Genomic DNA, 17,316 nt, shown 5'->3' with positions numbered 1-17,316 from the left:
TATTCATCGTTCGTGTTTCTTCAGTTCAATATAGGTTTCATCGAGAGGTACGGTAACCGCCGCGTAACCCGGCAGATGCACCTCAATATGCGGAGGTGCCTGGTGCCAGTCAGCCTCCCAGGCTATTCGTACCACCTGCTCGGTAGCGACAATCTCAACGGTTACGGTGCCGAATTCGGTCGGTGCCGGGCCAATACGTGAGACCACACCGGGAATGAGCCATGCATCCGGTATTCCCTGGCATAACAGCAATCGATGCCCCTCCTCTCGCAAGAACATGTTGCGTAGCATTAACACCCATTCCGCCGCCGCCCAGGTATGCTGGCCATCTCCCATACAGCCGCCACCTGTACGTGGATGTATCGCTTCCGGCCATTGCCCGGTAGGGCTTGCAAGATCCGCAACTGTCTCCACCAACTGGAAATAGCGCTGGTCACCGGCACGCAGCAGGACCTGGGCTATATGCAGAGTCAGGTAGGGATTAATACCGGCATGAATCATATCCTGGAAGAACCCCCCACTGACCATGCAGTTGTCCAGTAAAAAATCCACGGTGTCCATCAGGCGTACATCATGGGGTTCGGTCAACTGCGCCGGATAACCCATCGCCAGCGAGCCGATGGCACCCGGGTCGGGCCGCCGACTGGGTGCGGCGGGCATCATGGGCCGCTCCAGCCGCAGCGCCGCAAGCGCCAGACTCGCATCGATGTCGGCCTGGAATGCCGCCCCCTCAGCTTCGAATGTCTCCCCTGCTACACCTTGGCCCATGGCATGACACAGATGCGAAGCCGCCCGCAGCCCCGCGACACCCCAAAAATCATCCCAGTAATAATAGTCGTTAAGACCCAGGTGCTCGGCACTGAAGCCTGCCGGCAATAATCCGCTGGTCGGTGATCCATGCTCTTGTGGCGCCCGCTTGCGGCCGATCCATCGCGCCCCCCGAAGAATGGGCTGATGCCATTCGGGTTTGGGAGTGGTCCCGGTCATGGCACAATACCGTTGCATGATCCAGAGCGCCTGGCCGTTGGCATCCCATTCACCCTCCTGTGAGTGGTAATACCCGGCGAGCGTCTGTCGTGGCGCAAACTGGTCCAGGGCCCGCTCCGCACGGGAGGTGAAACCGGCGCACAGCAACGCGTTGATAATAAAGGCGGCATCCCGGAACCAGAAACGTTTGTAGGTGTAGGGTCCGGGATATACGTCACCGGGCGAATGCAGCACCAGCGTGCGTAGCGCGGCGTTGAACAGAAATTGCATTTTTCCATCGGGAACCTGGATCTGGCATACACCCTTGAGTGCATCCTCCCAGGCCAGCGCCGATTTCTTGCACGGGGTGGAACGCTCGGCCAGGGGCACACTCACCCTGAGTTTACGCTCCTCACCCGGCTCCAGTCGGAACAGGGCTGCGGCCGTTACCATGCCCACATCGCAAAGCCCCCTGGTCTCGTCGGTTTTATCCTTGAGGTAGATACTCACATCCCCGGCGCGGTAGTCCGACACATGATGACGCTCGGCCGGCGCACTGAAATTCACCCGACGGTCACCTTCAATACACCAGCCTTTACGCTCCGCCGATAGCTCCGCCTGGTTAATAAATGCGACCCCCTCGGGGTTATAAGGGCGCAGCGCGACCACCAGCCAGCCACCCTGTTCGCTGTTGGCCGTAAGCTGAAGATGGCAGCTGAACTCGCCCGGATCGACATCGACCTCGGCTCGACTCACAAGCTGCAGGCCATTTGCAGCCGAACTGGTATTAACCGAGAGGCCTTCATCCAGCTGCCATTGCTGGCTCACCTCCTTAACCCTCGACGGCAGCAGGTAACTGCCGTCGTCACCCAGTACCCAGGTATCTATCGACCAACCATCGTAGTGGGGGGTCAACAACCCACGATCATCCACAATAGGTAGAAAATCCAGGTCCGGCAAGCCGATAGCCGTCCAGTTACGATGCGTCAGGTTAATGTGGGTAATCGAAAAGGCACGGGGGATAAAGGCGTCATCCAGCGGGTCAAACTGGCGTTCAATCCAGTACGGCCAGACCCAGTCAAGGTTGTGCTGGATAACACGGGAATTGATCAGGCCTCGCGCATGGAATACTACGCCGGCCCGCAACAGCTCGACCGGCTCCGCCACTTCTGAAGGCTGTGCAAATCGATGCATACGTGCCAACAGCGCTATGGGGTCGAGAAAACCATGTGAGCGCGCTAGCCGGCGGATAGCAAAGCGCCAGGGCAGCCATTTGGTCCAAGCCATTATACCTCTCCCGGTTCAGTGTCATCGGTGTAGCGCGCCAGGGCACGGCGCGCAAGGCGGTTGATGTACAGCACAAGAACGACAACCACGATAAAGCCACTGCCATATAGCGCCCACTGCAGCGGCGTGAAAGCGGATTCCCCGGCGCCCAGCAAAGCGATATCCGCCGCGATTGAGCCCAGATATACATTGTGCAGGGAGAAGGGAATAATGCCTGCCAGCGTCCCGAGGGTGAATCCACGCAAGGAAAACCCGGTAAGGCCAAAGAAATAATTGGACACCTTGAAAGGAAAAAAAGGAACCAGCCTGGTCAGCATGATGATCTTCCAGCCCTCGGGAACAAGTTCCTGGCTGACATGCTGCAGACGCGAATGCGATCGCACAAACTGCGCCGCGCGCTCGCCCATCAGGTGACGGGCAATCAGAAATGCGAGCACGGCGCCCAGGGTTGTTCCGATAACCACGTACACCACACCTTCGAGCAAACCGAAGGCAAAACCGGCGCCGGTGGTAAATAATATGCCGGGCACCAGGAGCAGCGTCACCAGTATCATGAGGAGCATGAACAGGATTCCTGCCCACGGACCCTGTTGCTCTATCCACACCAGCAGCGCAGTTATTCGTTCATCGACTCCAGACAGAAACACAAGCCCCAGCACTAAAAGAACAAACAATATGCTCAACACCATCCCCATGGCGGCAGAACCGGTCCCGCTATTCGGTGCCAATAATTTCAACTCCATCTCCATTTTCCCGAATATTTCCCGTACCCGTCAACCCGGCACAGGACAGGTACCCTTACCAGATACTATAGACCTGAGTGTGGTCCTGCGCCTGTATCGAGTGCATTGAGAATTCTCAATGACCATACACACCTGGAGCACCATCATGGTCGATATTAATATCCGCTATGGAATCCTCATGACCAAACCGCATCCCAGTACGACGCTTTCGCCGGTGCATTTCGATGCCGTTATTTTTGATCTCGACGGGGTAATCACCCAGACGGCAGAGGTGCATGCCCGGGCATGGAAACGCATGTTTGATGACTATCTGGGCACACATACCGACAAGTCGAGACCATTCGATATGGATACGGATTACCGCAACTATGTCGACGGTAAACCGCGCTATGACGGGGTTGCCAGCTTTCTGGCGTCACGCGATATTGAGCTGCCCTATGGTGATGAGAAAGACAGTCCCGATACTGAAACCATATGCGGGCTGGGTAATCGCAAGAACATACTGTTCAACGAGACGCTGAAGCGTGATGGGGTGAACGTTTACGACAGCAGCATCGCCCTGATAAAAGCATTACACGCCGCGGATATTCATACGGCAATCGTTTCATCGAGCCGGAACTGCAAGGCAGTGCTGGAAGCCGCCGGTATTAGCGACCTGTTTGAAGCCCGGGTGGATGGCGTAGATCTTGAGTTGCTCAAATTACCGGGTAAGCCGGCCCCCGACATGTTTCTTGAAGCGGCTCGCCGCCTTGCCAGCAAGCCACAGCGTTGTGTCGGCATCGAAGATGCGAGCTCCGGCGTGGAGTCACTGCGTGCCGCCGATTTCGGTTGTGTTATCGGTGTCAATCGTGGGGACTATGAGGAAGCGTTATTCAAGCATGGGGCGGACATAGTCGTCAGTGACCTGGGAGAGCTCCGGGTGGCCTCGCCTTCTGACGCCACAGCCGCCAGGGACTTACCGTCCGCACTGGATTGCATGAACGAGATTGACCCGGGCAACGACCATGAACTCGCTATTTTTCTCGACTACGACGGCTCTCTCACGCCAATAGTAGATAACCCTGATAATGCAAACTTAAGCGACACCATGCGCAAAACCCTGGAGGATCTGGCGGAGGTTTGTGAGCTTTCCATCATTAGCGGAAGGGATCTTGCAGATGTACGCAAGCGTGTTGCACTGGAGAACATATGGTACGCGGGCAGCCATGGTTTTGACATGGCCGGGCCCCGGGGCGAGCGCACACAATACCAGGAAGGTCGATCATACTTGCCGGTGCTGGACCGCGCCGAGGATGAATTGAACAACTTACTGGCCGACGTTCCGGGAGTGCGCGTAGAACGCAAGCATTTCTCGATCGCAACACATTATCGACAGGTTGCGCCGGATCATGTTCAAGGCGTCAAAGATACCGTGGCAGGGGTACATGCTGATCACCCGGAACTGCGCATGACCACCGGCAAGAAAATCGTCGAGTTGCAGCCCGATATTGACTGGGACAAGGGTCAGGCGCTGCGCTGGTTGATGCAGGCCCTGAGTCTCGATAGCGAGCGTTTCATTCCGCTCTATATTGGTGATGACGTAACTGATGAGGATGCCTTTCGTGAAATCGAGACCGAGGGGATTGGAATTCTGGTTGCGGAACAACCGCAGCCTACCCACGCAAACTACCATCTGGCCAACCCTGATGAAGTCGAGATCTTCCTGAAACGACTGACCAGTATTCTCCAAGGCGGTGACGAATGACAGCATGGACCCTTTCTTACAACGAATTCACTAAAGAGGAAGAGGCACTGCGGGAAGCGCTGTGTACTCTGGGTAACGGTTATTTCGCCAGTCGCGGCGCAGCGCCCGAGGCCAGCGCGGATGATACTCATTACCCAGGCACCTATATCGCAGGCTGCTACAACCGGCTCCAGGACACTATTGCGGAAAAAACCATTGAAAATGAGAGCCTGGTAAATGCACCCAACTGGTTGGCCCTCAATTTCCGGATCGAGGATGGCAACTGGTTTAATCTCGATGATGCCGAGATAATTGACTACGAACAGCAGCTGGATATAAAACGCGGGCTCCTGACCCGCACTATCCGCTTCCGCGACGAAGCCCAGCGCACTACCCGTATTGAGCAACAGCGCCTGGTATCAATGGATGAGCCACATATTGCGGCCATGACCTTGCAGATCAAAGCCGAAGACTGGGGCGGCGGCATTGAAGTATGCAGTGCCCTCGACGGTCGGGTAATAAACGATGGAGTTCCACGCTACCGTGACTTGTCCAGCCGCCACCTGCAGGGACTGGGCACGGAATCCGTTGCCGACGATACCATGCTGCTGACCGTCGAAACCAACCAATCGCATATCCGCATCGCCCTGGCGGCAACCACTCGCTTCTTTGAAGCTGACCAACAGGTCTATCCGGGATCCAGTACCCACCAGGAAGATGATTATATTGCCTGTTATTACTCAACCCGTCTCGACAGAGACAAGCCCCTGTATATCGAGAAGGTGATGGCGCTGTATACCGGCCGGGATTATGCCATTAGCGAGCCATCGCTTGAGGCCCGCAAAGCCGTAGCCGATGCCGACCGTTTTGATGGCCTCTGCAATCGTCATATCATGCGCTGGAGCCAGTTGTGGAAACACTTCGATTTTGATATCGAGCACGATGACAAAAAAGAAGAGAAACGCTCGGAACTGGTCCTTCGGCTGCATATATTTCACCTGATCCAGACGACTTCGCCCCATGTCATGAATCTCGACGTTGGTGTGCCGGCTCGCGGACTACATGGCGAGGCATACAGAGGCCACATATTCTGGGATGAACTGTTCGTGTTCCCGCTGTTCAACCTGCGTATGCCGGAAATTACCCGGGCGCTACTGGGGTATCGCTACCACCGGCTTGGCGAAGCGCGACGAGCGGCGAAGGACGAAGGCTATCGGGGTGCGATGTTCCCGTGGCAGAGTGGCAGTAATGGCCGCGAGGAAAGCCAGCGTGTGCACCTGAACCCCAAGTCAGGCAATTGGATACCTGACAACTCCAGGCTTCAGCGACACATCAATATAGCGGTGGCCTACAATGTCTGGCAGTACTACGAGGCAACCAACGACAAGGAATTCATGTCTTTCTACGGCGCGGAAATGGTTATGGAAATAGCCCGGTTCTGGGCCAGCGCCACCAGTTATAACGAATCCCTGGGGCGTTACGAAATCCTCAATGTCATGGGACCCGATGAATACCATGACGCCTATCCCGACGCCGACAAACCGGGCCTGAATAACAATGCCTATACCAATATCATGGCGGTATGGATCTTCTGCCGGGCACTCGAAATACGCGACATTCTGGACCCCAAAAGATTTGACGAGGTTTGCGAGCTCATTCGCCTGTCACCGGAGGAGCTGGTTTACTGGGATCAATTAAGCCACAGACTCTATGTACCGTTTCACGACGACGGCATCATCAGTCAGTTTGATGGATACGAAAAACTGGCTCCCTTTGACTGGGAGGGTTATCGACGCAAATACGGCGACATCCAGCGCCTCGACCGGATTCTGGAAGCGGAAGACGATACACCCAATAATTACCAGGTGTCCAAGCAGGCCGATGTGCTGATGCTGTTCTACCTGCTCTCCGCAGAGGTTCTGGAGGTGCTGTTCAGACGGCTGGATTACCCGTTCGAGTACGAGACTATCCCCCGCAACATTGATTACTACATGCAGCGCACATCCCATGGCTCTACGCTGAGCCGCGCGGTGAGTTCGTGGGTACTGGCGCGCTCAAATCGCCCGGGTGCATGGCCACTTTTCATAGAGGCGCTGGAAAGTGACGTCGGCGACATCCAGGGCGGTACTACCCAGGAGGGCATTCACACCGGAGCCATGGCGGGTACTGTCGACCTTATCCAGCGTTGCTTTACAGGTATTGAGATCCGGGACGACGTTTTGTGGTTTAATCCGACCTTGCCAGAAGGACTGACCAGCCTCTGCCTGAACATTCGCTACAGACAGCAGGTTATCGACCTGCGGGTCACCGTAGACCGCATTTCCATCGGCACCCAACCCTGCAGCGAGAACCCGATTACTGTCGGTGTCAAGAGCGAGACCTTCACGCTTGCGCCCGGTGAGACTCGAGACCTGCCCCTGTGAACACTACTGCTGGGCAAAGAAGTGCAGCCTCTGCGCGTCAATACCATAGCTCTCGCGTACCGCGCCTCCCTGGGTATACAGGATATCATTACGCTTGAAGCTCGCCAGCACCCGGCTGACGCTCTCCGGTGTGGCACCCAGCATATCCGCCATTTCATGCACAGTCAGCAGGTCCACCTTGTCGGATGCATCCCCGTATTCAAGTTCCGAAAGGAAACTGATCAATCGTGCCACTCGTGACTGAATGCGACCGGTGGAGAAATCCGCGATCCATTTATCAGCCTGGGCGAGTTGGCGATATCCCTGTTTCAACAAACGACAGTATCTTTGTGGATGTTCACGTTCCAGCAGGTGAATACTGCTCATTGGTACGAAAACGACGCTGGTACTCCCAACCGCAATCGCAGTGTGCTCATAGGCCTGATCGACCAGGCCCTCGAGACCAAACCAGTGGGTGTCGCTGTGCAAGCGTACAATTCGAGCCCGACCGTTTGACAAATAACTTACCAATTTCACCATTCCGCTGTGAATGAGGTAGACCCCATTGCCGCAGTCGTTTTCGCAGTAAATCACTTCCTTGGACGGGAAGTGTTTTACCTTGCTGGTCCTGAATAGTTCATCAACTTCAGAAACCTCTTCCGTACGCTCTTTCAATGCCGCTCTGGCAAAATGATAAGGTGCAATTGATCGGTCCTGGCCAGTACCCGTAATCGGTTTTAACACCTGTTCCCTCCTCGCCACAGGAGGAAGCTCCACCCATGGCACTGTTTTTCGTTAAATTTCCTGCAGCTGACTAGTTCTTATAGACAAGAAACCCGACCTGGCAATTGACGATTATCAATTTTTCCTGGAGGGGTCTGGTCGCGGATTCCCCGTATTGAGGAAAGTGCGGGCAACCCCTATGATAGCCAGGCTGCTACCATTCACCCTGATTGCCGGCCCAAATTTGAGATGAAATCTGACGATACACCATGGATTACACCCCAGGTTCGCGACCTCGCCTGGGCTTGTTTTTCGCCACCGCTGCTGCAGGTAGAGACACTGGGTTACAGCGCTGGACCGGCAGAGCTGATACTCACCCGGGAGCGCCGCCAATGGCTATCGAGACTGGACCGCGAGCCGGCGGCGCTGCTTGATTCACTGGCACAAAACCCGGCCCGCCGGCTGGGGCTCTATTACGAACAGCTCTGGCACTTTTTCCTCACCCAGGATCCAGACCTGGAGTTGATAGCACACAACCTGCCGGTCCGAACACGCAACAGCACTGTCGGGGAGTTTGACTGCCTCTACTATTGCCATCAGCGAGAGCGCTATTTTCATCTCGAGCTGGCAGTAAAGTTTTATCTCGGCCACCGCACTCATACGACCACAGAAACCGACAGCCAGTGGCGGGAATGGCTGGGTGCCAATACTGTGGACAGGCTGGAGCGTAAACTGGACCGCTTACTCAAACACCAGATTCGTCTGGGGCAGCACCCCCTCGCCCGGGAGATACTGGCCGATCTTGGAATTGAAAATCCAGGCCGGGAGATCGCCCTGCGCGGCGCCCTGTTCCAGCCCGCGGCGGATGCCCTGCCCGCGCCTCTGGGTTATAACCCCATGGTACCCATGCAATATTGGTACACCCTGGCCCACTGGCAACAGCAGGCCGACCCACACGCCACCTATGCATTACCTGATCGCCTGCTTTGGCTATCGGCGCTGTGCAGCCAGCGGCCGCTGGGGGCGGCTGCAATAACACAACACCTGACGGCACACTTTGCCCAAGGCGGCCACCCTCAACTGGTGGTACGACTGAACAGCGAGGGCCATGAAGATGAACGTTATTTCATTACCCACGCCCAATGGCCCGCGCCTTCGTAAAATATTACGAAGCCAACACCGATTGTTCCAGAGTAACGTCAACTTCCCGTCACCTGATTGACCCTAATCAAGCTTGTTTCTGCCGCATCTTCTATAGTTCAGGGGTAACTCTTAAACCTTTACCCAAGGTTTAGCGCCTTACACACGGAGGAAACAAAGTCATGACGAAAAGAACAGGGATTACAGGTACAGCGCTGGCCGCATTGATAGCTACAGTGGCGGTTCCCCAGGCCACCGTTTTTGCTCAGGAGAAAGAACGGGCACTGGAGAACGTTACGGTCGTGGCACCGCGAATAACCGAAAAGCGCCGCACGGGCTCCACAATGTTCACGGAAGTTGTGAACCGGGATGCCGTTGTGGATATAACCGACCTGAATCTCAGCCGGACAGCCGATGTTCGCAAGCTGGATAATCGTATCAGGGAAGCCGCGCAGCTTATTTGTGAGGAACTGGAGGACGAGTATCCTTTTGGGCGCCCCGATGTCTCTACTTGTGTTAACCGGGCCGTAGAAGACGCCATGGACCAGGCGGATAAAGCCGTTAGCCAGGCGCTTGCCAGAGTACGATAACCGGCAGGCTTGCTCCCAGCCTGGTTACCGTCACGATGGCCACGCTTCTAACCGCGATGTTTAACGTTCGCCGGTAACTTCCGGACTGAATGTTGCCTTTGTCATGGTTACAAGGCCAGGTGAAGGTTTAACAACCGAGAAACGGAGAACACCTGATGATGGCAGACAAAACCCGAAGCGTTATTATTGCCGCCATAGCACTGGCAGCGGCCTGTCACTCCCCCGTATTTGCCCAGCAGGACCAGGACCTGCTGGAAATCGACGATGAAAAAGTGATGGAAGAGGTTATCGTGGTGGCGCCACGCATCACCAGGGAGACACCTCTGGACGCGATGGGTGGGCTCATCGTGGAGCGTGACGAGATTCTCGACATAACCGATCTCGACCTCACCCGAACTGCCGATTTGCTGGTACTTGAGCAACGCATTGAAGACGCCGCCACCCGGATCTGCAACGAGCTGGATTCCCTCTATCCTCTGGGTTCCCCACGCACACTTGTCTGCATTCGCAGGGCGGTAGAAGACACCATGGCGCAGGTGGAACAAGCTGTCAACGAGGCCTTTGCCCGCGAATGACCATACTGCTCACCTACCACCAGACCGCGTAAAGTGCAGCCACTAGCAGGATGACTACTACCGCACTGAGATTGAATACCTGGCTGGTGCCAAAGTCCACATGGTTTATTTCCAGAAGATCAATCTGGGGAGCGGGACGCAGATGGGAAAGAACCACTGCAACAATAATGCACATAAGAAACACCAGACCAACCCGGTCGATGAATGGCAGGTCCGGCAATCCCAGCTTGAAGGCCAGGGATAACACGGCGGAGCCAATGGCAACCACCAGGGCAGCCGTAGCGGTGGTCGGCTTGTAAAACATTCCAAGCAGGAAAATAGCCACAATACCGGGCGTGAAGAAGCCGGTGAACTCCTGAATATACTGAAATGCCTGGTCGAAATTACCCAGCAGTGGCTTGGCAGTGATCATCGCAATCAGCATTGCCGAAACGGACACTATGCGCCCGACCTTTACCTGCCTGGCGGGAGTCATTTCGTAGTGGCCAAAGCGGGAAAACAAGTCAACGGTAAAGATCGTGGAAATACTGTTACACATCGAGGCAAGCGAGGACACAATGGCCGCGAGCAAGGCAGCAAAAACAAGTCCCTTGATACCTGTTGGGAGCAAAGTCATCGCCTGCGGGTAGGCCTGGTCAGGAACCGCCAGGTCAGGCTCCAGGACAAACATTATGATACCGGGAAGCACCACGATCATCGGCATCAGCACTTTTAGAAATGCGGCGAAGGCAATACCTTTTTGCGCTTCATCGATACTTTTTGCGGCGAGCGCACGCTGGATAATGTATTGATTAAAACCCCAATACGACAAATTCATTATCCACATGCCACCCACCAGTACCGAAATTCCCGGCAGGCTCTTGTAGTAAGGATGGTCGCGACTGAGAATCATGTCGAACTTTTCCGGGGCGGCCTCCAGCACCTGAACAAAACCCGCGAAAACTCCGGCTCCGCCCGACACCTCCTGCAGGAGAATGGTGATAATCAGTATGCCGCCAAGCACCAGCAACACGACCTGGATAATGTCGGTAAAAGCGACAGCCTTGAGGCCACCATAAAGCGAGTACGTCACTGCAAAGGCGCCCAGGAGTATCATTGAGAGAATAAGATCGAGGCCGGTGACTGTGTTAATGGCCAAAGCGCCCAACCAAAGAATGGCGGTTAAATTGACGAAAACATAAACCCCCAGCCAGAATCCGGCCATTACCGTGCGAACCCTGCTGTCATAGCGCTGCTCAAGAAACTGCGGCATGGTGTAAATGCCCATTTTCAGGAATATGGGCAGCAGGTACTTGCCCACCAATAGCAGGGTGATGGCGGCCATCCACTCATAGGATGCAATCGCCAACCCAATTGCAAACCCCGACCCCGACATACCTATAATCTGTTCCGCCGAGATATTCGCGGCGATCATTGATGCGCCTATTGCCCACCAGGGCAATGCCCTGCCCGCCAGGAAGTAGTCCTGGGCGTCCTTGACATGCCCTGCTTTTTCCCGCGATACCCACTGTGCCAAAGCGAACAATGAGACCGCATATATGAAGACGATGACCAGATCAATCTGTCCCAACATACTTAAAATTCCTTCAGCGACATTTCACAAGCGAGTCTTGGTCCGGTGTCTCCACTACGGCAACATCCAGTACAGTCATGGACATCCTGTGGTTGGTAACCAGCAGGAAGGGTGTGTTTACCCTATCCATCTCGGTGCCGGCCTCGGCAAAACACGCCAATGGAAAGGACAGGCGCACCCACTGGTTCAGCGGCAAAACCTTGAACAAGCGGGTGACATCAACTTGGCCGGAACAGGGCCACTGGCAATCCATGCGCAGGTAGGTGGTTCCCTCAGGATGTTCAGTCATCATCACGACCATGGTGAGCGCGCCATTCTTTTCGCGAAGCTCGCTGAAATCCCGGCCCCTCCCGTTCGCGGTCATCCAGTAGAACTGGGTATCCCGCTCTCCCGCACCACTCCAGGTCAGTTGGCGTGCATCCTCCTGCAAACGCACGTCCACACTTTTTACCTCGAATTCGCCGAAAGCCGATTTGCCATAGGATCCGGAAACGGGCGTCATCCAGTTGCTTTCGTCGCCAATATAATTGGCCCAGGGACTCTGGGTACCGCCCCTGAATATCACGGCATCGGCGCTCAGGATGCTACCGGCTGCTTTTTCGTCCAACGACCCCACAGTCGCGGGCTCGGCATAGGTAAGACCGTATCCCACAGGCCAGACAAAACGGTCCACAGGCAATGAGTCATCGATCTCATTAACGTCAAGCGCCGGCCAGGCAAATGGCAGCCGGCCGACAAAGTCATGACGTGGCAGACCCTGCACATTACCCACCAGTACATCGGCCAGGCCCGCACCTTCACTTCCCGGCAGCCAGGCGACAACAAAGGCATCAGCGACGTTCAATTCACGGTTCATCCACAGGGGCCGCCCGGTAATGAAGACTGCAACCACGGGAATGTCTTTCGCCTTGAACGCTCGCATGAGCTCGAGATCAACATGATCATCGGGCTTGTATTGCAAGTTTTCGATGTCTCCCTGCCCCTCGGCATAGGGTGTTTCGCCAAACACCACGAGGGCTACATCCGCATCCTGGCTTGTATCTGCCGCCAATATCGCTTCGCCACCCATGGCTGCAAGTGCGTCATTGAAGCCGGTATAGATAGACGTCGCACCGGGAAAATCACTGTTACTGTTTTCGGTTCCCTGCCAGGTCAGGGTCCAGCCGCCCGACTGCATACTCAGGTCATCCGCCCCGGTTCCGGCGATAACTACCTTTGCATTGCCCTTGATGGGGAGGATACCGCCGTTATTTTTCAGGAGTACCAGGGATTCCCGCACCGCTTTACGAGCCAGCGCCCGGTGTTCTTCCGAGCCAACCTTCGCCTTCAATTCCTGGGTAACACGGTCGCGTGGCGACCCCTGGTCCAGTATTCCATAGTTCGCTTTGACTGCCAGAACCCGACGTACTGCCTCGTCAATCCTGGCCATCGGAATCTCGCCCGATTCAACCTGGCTGACCACCCGGCGCTGTAAGAGTCTCCAGTCCGTGGGCGTCATTAACATGTCGATGCCCGCGTTAACTGCCTGCGCGCACGAAGCGTTGTTACAACCCGCTACCTGTCCGACACCATTCCAGTCGCTGACTACCATACCCCCAAAGCCCAGCTGGTCGCGAAGTACCTCGGTTAACAGTTGCCGGCTCCCGTGGACTTTCCGGCCATTCCAGCTATTGAAGGAGGCCATGATAGTTGGCACGCCGGCCTTGATAGTGCTGACGTAGCCCGCGCCATGGCCTTCAAGCAAAGTCTCCAGATCGCTGCGCACATCACCCTGGTCACGCCCACGCTGGGTGGCGCCATCGCCAATAAAATGTTTCGCCGTAGCCACTATGCCTTCAGCTTCAAAACCCTTTACCGCAGCCACACCCAACCTGCTCACCAGTTGTGGATCCGAGCTGTAACTCTCGTAGGTTCTCCCCCAGCGAAAATCTTTTGCTACGGCAACCGTGGGAGCGAAAACCCAGTCAATTCCCGTCGCTTTTACTTCGATTGCCGTAGCGCGTGAAATCGCCTCAACCAAGTCAGAACTGCCGGCAGCGCCAAGTCCAATATTATGCGGAAAAAGTGTCGCTCCCATGACATTGTTATGGCCGTGAACCGCGTCCGTTCCCCAAATGGCGGGTATACGCGTACCATCTGCAAGCGTGGGACTTGACTGGTAATAGGCCTCTGCCAGATCGATCCAGTCATCTATCGATGCGCCTTTGTTTTTAGAAGGGAAAGAGCCACCACCATTAAGCACAGATCCAATGCCAAAGCGGCTTACCTCTTTGGGGGTGATGGTCTTGATCTCACCCTGCATCATCTGGCCGATTTTTTGCTCCAGACTCATTTGCGAGAGCAGTTTGTCAATGCGGGATTCCGGGGATTGTGGTTCTGCGAATGCCATGCCACTGAGTAATGCGCAACCCGCCAGCCATGGGGAGATTTTGAGTAGAGTCCACGTGTACTTGGCACCAACGGGAGCGACCAGGGCTTTCAAGACCTTCATGATTGAATCCATCCAGGAAAAACAAAACGCACTCGGAACCCGAGTGCGCCATGGCATTAAAAGAAGTATTTCAGGCGCGCGCCATAGGTGCGTGGCCGGGTAAAGAATCGTGTGTTGTCGAATTGAGTAATAATTACCGCCGCTGTGGCTACTTCATCCTCAATATTGTTTACAAACGCTTCCAACCTGAGTTTCTCGTTCTTGGTGGTGAACCCGACACCCGCATCGAAGGTCCAGTAAGCCTCTACCCTATCATCCAGGCGCATGCGCGGATCGTCCGGAAACATGAAATCCTTACTGTTGAAAATGGTCAGGAACTGGTCATCTCTCCAACCCATTGAGAGCACATAATCAAAACTACCCCAGTCGGTGGCGATAAATTGGGATAGCGCAGCGTTGAACTGGTAACGCGGAGTGTGTGGCAAGCGGTTGCCACTGATGGGCCTGAATACGGCCTCATCGGGTGACACGTCTGCCTGGAACCGGAAATCCTGAATATCTTCCGCATCCTTGATTTCTGCTTCCAGCCACAACGCTGTCCAGTTCAGGTTGATGTTGTAGGGAAACTGGAACTGGCCATCCCACTGCATGCCATAGATTTCAGAATCGGCGGCGTTGAAGCTGAAGGACACTACCAGTGCTCCGGGAGTGGCGTCAGCGGGATCCGCGGCCTGACCTGAGTTGAACTCAATAGCCTGCTCAACGGACAGGATCGAGGTGAAAACCTGATCGGTGTAGTCATAATAGAATGCGGAGCCGTTCAACCTCGCCGGCACCGAACCGATATCAAACTCGGTTTTCCAACCGAGCTCATACATGGTTACTTTTTCAGTGTCATAGGTCGGGGAGATATTGGTACCGACTTCAGGGTCCTTGAAGGTGTCGTTGAAACCGCCGGACTTGTGCCCGGTAGCGACGAGACCATAAAGCAGAATGTCATCAGAGAGGTCATAGCCGTAGCGAACGCGCCAGTCAACGAAACTTTCCGACATCGACCCATCCTGCTGGGTGATCGAATTATCAGGAGAAATAGGTACTGCGAAGGAATGGGTACCGTCTTCAAGACAAATCAGGCTATCGGTGGAATCGGTGTCGGTACAGGCGGCCGGGTTGGCTGCACCACCTTCCAGTGCACCATTGGCAATGATGTCATCAAGTGTGTCGCGTTCGCCAAACCGGGATATACCATCCAGGTAGAAATCAATGAATTCCTGGGACGACACCTCGCCGCTGCCATCGACATCAGGATCATAGACAGTGCGGTCAAAGCCGGCGAACTCAAAACCTTCAGTTCCCACACGAGCGCCCATACAGCAGCCAAACGGATTTCCGGTATTGGTATCAAAACCGCCAAGGGCAAACGCATAGCGTGCGTTAACGCCCACTCGTGACTTCTCATCGTGGGTAAAGCGCAGGCCACTGGTCAATCGTGAACGGGGAGTCAACTCATAAGTGAAGTCGCCGTAAACGGAATAAGATTCCGCGTCTGTGTCGGGCTGATTGAACTCCGCGCCCTGGAAAAAACCACCACGATCCCCGGCAGAGGCAAGGAACGCTTTCTGGTCTTCCTTGAAGTAAAACGCTCCCACCGTATAGTAGAGGCGCTCACCATCGGGAGACTTGAAGCGAAGCTCGTGAATAGTCGACTCCGAATCGGTAATGAACTGAAAGCGGGACCAGTTATCCAGTGATTCATTAAGCGGTTCCAGTGTGGAAAACACACCCGGATAATCCGGCGCGAGAGGGGTCGCCGCAGAATAGTCATACACGAGATCACGGTAGCTGGTCAGGTATTCAATCTCACCAAAACCGAGATCGTAATTGACCTTCAGGCGCACACCCCAATGCTCTGTATCCTGAACCGGTTCGAACCCGCGGGCGACAACATCGCGGGGGTCTTCGATATCGTCCGGGTCAATACCATTGCCGAGCGAGTTGGCGAAGTTCGTGCCGGTATAGCCCGTACCCTCCTCTGAGACGTAATCGGCAGCCAACAATACCCGGAGATTATCATTTGGCTGCCAGAGGAACTGCGCGCGGTAGCCTTGATTATCAGCTGCCTCCGCAGTGCCCAGCTCCAGCGGCCCGACATCATTGTAATAACTGTCGTGATCCAGGGAATAGGCGGCCAGCCTGACTGCAGCAGTGTCACCGATGGGCACGTTGATCATGCCGGTGGCCATGCGCTGGTCGTAATTGCCGGCCTCGAATTCGACGGTACCGTCAAGAACGCCCAGACCAGGCTCCCATGACACAATATTGACCGAGCCGGCGGTGGCGTTACGCCCACGCAGGGTGCCCTGTGGACCAACATTGACCTCCACCCGTTCAATATCGAAGAATACGGAACCGATGCCCGCAGGGCGCGGGATATAAACGCCGTCAAGGTGGGTGGCGGCAGCCGGGTCGCCCAGCTCGGTATTGTTCGAGGAACCAATACCGCGGATCCAGACTTCAACATTGCCCTGCTTGTTACTGATTTCAACCCCCGGGGTTTGTTCCGAGAGATCAGTGAGGCTCTGGATGCCGAGAATTTTCAGCTGGTCGCCACTGAACGCTACTGCTGTGCCCTCAAAATCCTGCAAGCTCTGCTGCCGGCGCTCCACGGTGACGATGACTTCCTCAAGCACTCGACCATTGGTAGAGGTATCAGCCTGTGATGAAGCGGCACCTGGCAACGCCAGTAACGGCAACGACGTAAGCCACATCCAGTTTTTGTTTTTGGATTTATTCATGTTCAGTCCCTTTGTCGTCATCTTTAATCACGGCTGTCAGAGTGATTTTCGGCCCGGTTTAAACGGAGCTTGTTATTTTTTCCAGTGTCTAGTTGCCATCCGTGAAGCGGACATTATCGAAGTAGACAATATTATCCACCGATCGGTCCTGGTAGTCGGGGAATACAATCAGCTGGTCGACATCAATCGACTCAAAAAAGCCGATGTTACCGGTGAAATCGAAGCTGAGTTCCTCCCACTGCCCTACCAGGGTATTCGCCACCAGTATTTCAGGGCGCGCACCACCATTGGCGATGGCGAGCTTGACGCCGACCTCACTGATGACATCCTTGAACACCATGATCTTGATAATACTGTTGCTGGCATCC

At 55.1% G+C, this 17,316-nt stretch carries 13 protein-coding genes; 6 read left to right on the top strand and 7 right to left on the bottom strand.

The features are described from left to right. Positions 1–3 precede the first annotated feature (3 nt). Positions 4–2,253 carry a hypothetical protein gene (locus CWI75_RS08295; RefSeq protein ID WP_101521044.1) on the bottom strand — a complete coding sequence of 750 codons (2,250 nt, stop codon included), beginning with the start codon at positions 2,251–2,253 and terminating at the stop codon, positions 4–6. Further along, a complete protein-coding gene (locus CWI75_RS08290; protein ID WP_241521137.1) occupies positions 2,253–2,816 on the bottom strand; it encodes a TVP38/TMEM64 family protein in 564 nt (187 codons plus the stop codon). The genes CWI75_RS08295 and CWI75_RS08290 overlap by 1 nt, the downstream gene beginning before the upstream one ends. A gap of 112 nt (positions 2,817–2,928) precedes the next feature. On the opposite strand from CWI75_RS08290, the gene CWI75_RS18410 reads away from it, so the two are divergent. From CWI75_RS18410 to CWI75_RS18515, 3 genes are read left to right on the top strand one after another with little or no spacing between them, the layout of a single operon-like run. Continuing rightward, the gene (locus tag CWI75_RS18410; RefSeq protein WP_162300029.1) at positions 2,929–3,105 is read left to right on the top strand and encodes a hypothetical protein; all 177 of its coding nucleotides are present in this window, start codon (positions 2,929–2,931) and stop codon (positions 3,103–3,105) included. A gap of 9 nt (positions 3,106–3,114) precedes the next feature. Then, positions 3,115–4,740 (top strand): trehalose-phosphatase, encoded by a 1,626-nt coding sequence (otsB, locus tag CWI75_RS18520; protein ID WP_206604680.1) that lies wholly within the window; start codon positions 3,115–3,117, stop codon positions 4,738–4,740. Next, positions 4,737–7,142, top strand: a complete 2,406-nt coding sequence (locus tag CWI75_RS18515) for a glycoside hydrolase family 65 protein (protein WP_206604679.1) — start codon at positions 4,737–4,739, stop codon at positions 7,140–7,142. The genes otsB and CWI75_RS18515 overlap by 4 nt, the downstream gene beginning before the upstream one ends. Before the next feature lie 3 nt (positions 7,143–7,145). Here CWI75_RS18515 and CWI75_RS08280 read toward each other — a convergent pair whose 3' ends face one another. Then, positions 7,146–7,865 carry a Crp/Fnr family transcriptional regulator gene (locus tag CWI75_RS08280; protein WP_162300031.1) on the bottom strand — a complete coding sequence of 240 codons (720 nt, stop codon included), beginning with the start codon at positions 7,863–7,865 and terminating at the stop codon, positions 7,146–7,148. A gap of 228 nt (positions 7,866–8,093) precedes the next feature. Between CWI75_RS08280 and CWI75_RS08275 the strand changes: the two genes are divergently transcribed. The 3 genes from CWI75_RS08275 (at position 8,094) to CWI75_RS08265 (ending at position 10,149) form a co-directional block, all read left to right on the top strand. Then, positions 8,094–9,005 (top strand): DUF1853 family protein, encoded by a 912-nt coding sequence (locus CWI75_RS08275; protein ID WP_101521042.1) that lies wholly within the window; start codon positions 8,094–8,096, stop codon positions 9,003–9,005. Between the two features lie 161 nt (positions 9,006–9,166). Continuing rightward, positions 9,167–9,574, top strand: a complete 408-nt coding sequence (locus CWI75_RS08270; protein ID WP_101521041.1) for a UrcA family protein — start codon at positions 9,167–9,169, stop codon at positions 9,572–9,574. A 155-nt stretch (positions 9,575–9,729) separates the two neighbouring features. Beyond that, entirely contained in the window at positions 9,730–10,149 is a 420-nt protein-coding gene (locus CWI75_RS08265; protein WP_101521040.1) for a UrcA family protein, read from the top strand. Positions 10,150–10,162: 13 nt separating this feature from the next. Here CWI75_RS08265 and CWI75_RS08260 read toward each other — a convergent pair whose 3' ends face one another. The 4 genes from CWI75_RS08260 to CWI75_RS18405 form a co-directional block, all read right to left on the bottom strand. Next, positions 10,163–11,722 (bottom strand): sodium/sugar symporter, encoded by a 1,560-nt coding sequence (locus CWI75_RS08260; protein WP_101521039.1) that lies wholly within the window; start codon positions 11,720–11,722, stop codon positions 10,163–10,165. Positions 11,723–11,735: 13 nt separating this feature from the next. Next, positions 11,736–14,213 (bottom strand): glycoside hydrolase family 3 protein, encoded by a 2,478-nt coding sequence (locus CWI75_RS08255; protein WP_162300030.1) that lies wholly within the window; start codon positions 14,211–14,213, stop codon positions 11,736–11,738. 56 nt (positions 14,214–14,269) lie between these two features. Further along, the gene (locus CWI75_RS08250) at positions 14,270–16,948 is read right to left on the bottom strand and encodes a TonB-dependent receptor (RefSeq protein WP_206604678.1); all 2,679 of its coding nucleotides are present in this window, start codon (positions 16,946–16,948) and stop codon (positions 14,270–14,272) included. 88 nt (positions 16,949–17,036) lie between these two features. After that, a partial coding sequence (locus CWI75_RS18405) for a hypothetical protein (RefSeq protein ID WP_206604677.1) occupies positions 17,037–17,316 on the bottom strand: 280 nt, incomplete at its 5' end.

Source organism: Kineobactrum sediminis (assembly GCF_002868715.1).
Classification (GTDB): domain Bacteria; phylum Pseudomonadota; class Gammaproteobacteria; order Pseudomonadales; family Halieaceae; genus Kineobactrum; species Kineobactrum sediminis.
This window is presented reverse-complemented; position numbering and strand designations above follow the sequence as displayed.

Coding starts and splice junctions, on each gene's coding strand:
- CWI75_RS08295 (WP_101521044.1), bottom strand. CDS start 2,253: ATGGCTTGGACCAAATGGCTGCCCTGGCGCTTTGCTATCCGCCGGCTA.
- CWI75_RS18515 (WP_206604679.1), top strand. CDS start 4,737: ATGACAGCATGGACCCTTTCTTACAACGAATTCACTAAAGAGGAAGAG.
- CWI75_RS08270 (WP_101521041.1), top strand. CDS start 9,167: ATGACGAAAAGAACAGGGATTACAGGTACAGCGCTGGCCGCATTGATA.
- CWI75_RS08265 (WP_101521040.1), top strand. CDS start 9,730: ATGATGGCAGACAAAACCCGAAGCGTTATTATTGCCGCCATAGCACTG.
- CWI75_RS08290 (WP_241521137.1), bottom strand. CDS start 2,816: ATGCTCCTCATGATACTGGTGACGCTGCTCCTGGTGCCCGGCATATTA.
- CWI75_RS18410 (WP_162300029.1), top strand. CDS start 2,929: ATGCTCAACACCATCCCCATGGCGGCAGAACCGGTCCCGCTATTCGGT.
- otsB (WP_206604680.1), top strand. CDS start 3,115: ATGACCATACACACCTGGAGCACCATCATGGTCGATATTAATATCCGC.
- CWI75_RS08250 (WP_206604678.1), bottom strand. CDS start 16,948: ATGAATAAATCCAAAAACAAAAACTGGATGTGGCTTACGTCGTTGCCG.
- CWI75_RS08275 (WP_101521042.1), top strand. CDS start 8,094: ATGAAATCTGACGATACACCATGGATTACACCCCAGGTTCGCGACCTC.
- CWI75_RS08255 (WP_162300030.1), bottom strand. CDS start 14,213: ATGAAGGTCTTGAAAGCCCTGGTCGCTCCCGTTGGTGCCAAGTACACG.
- CWI75_RS08260 (WP_101521039.1), bottom strand. CDS start 11,722: ATGTTGGGACAGATTGATCTGGTCATCGTCTTCATATATGCGGTCTCA.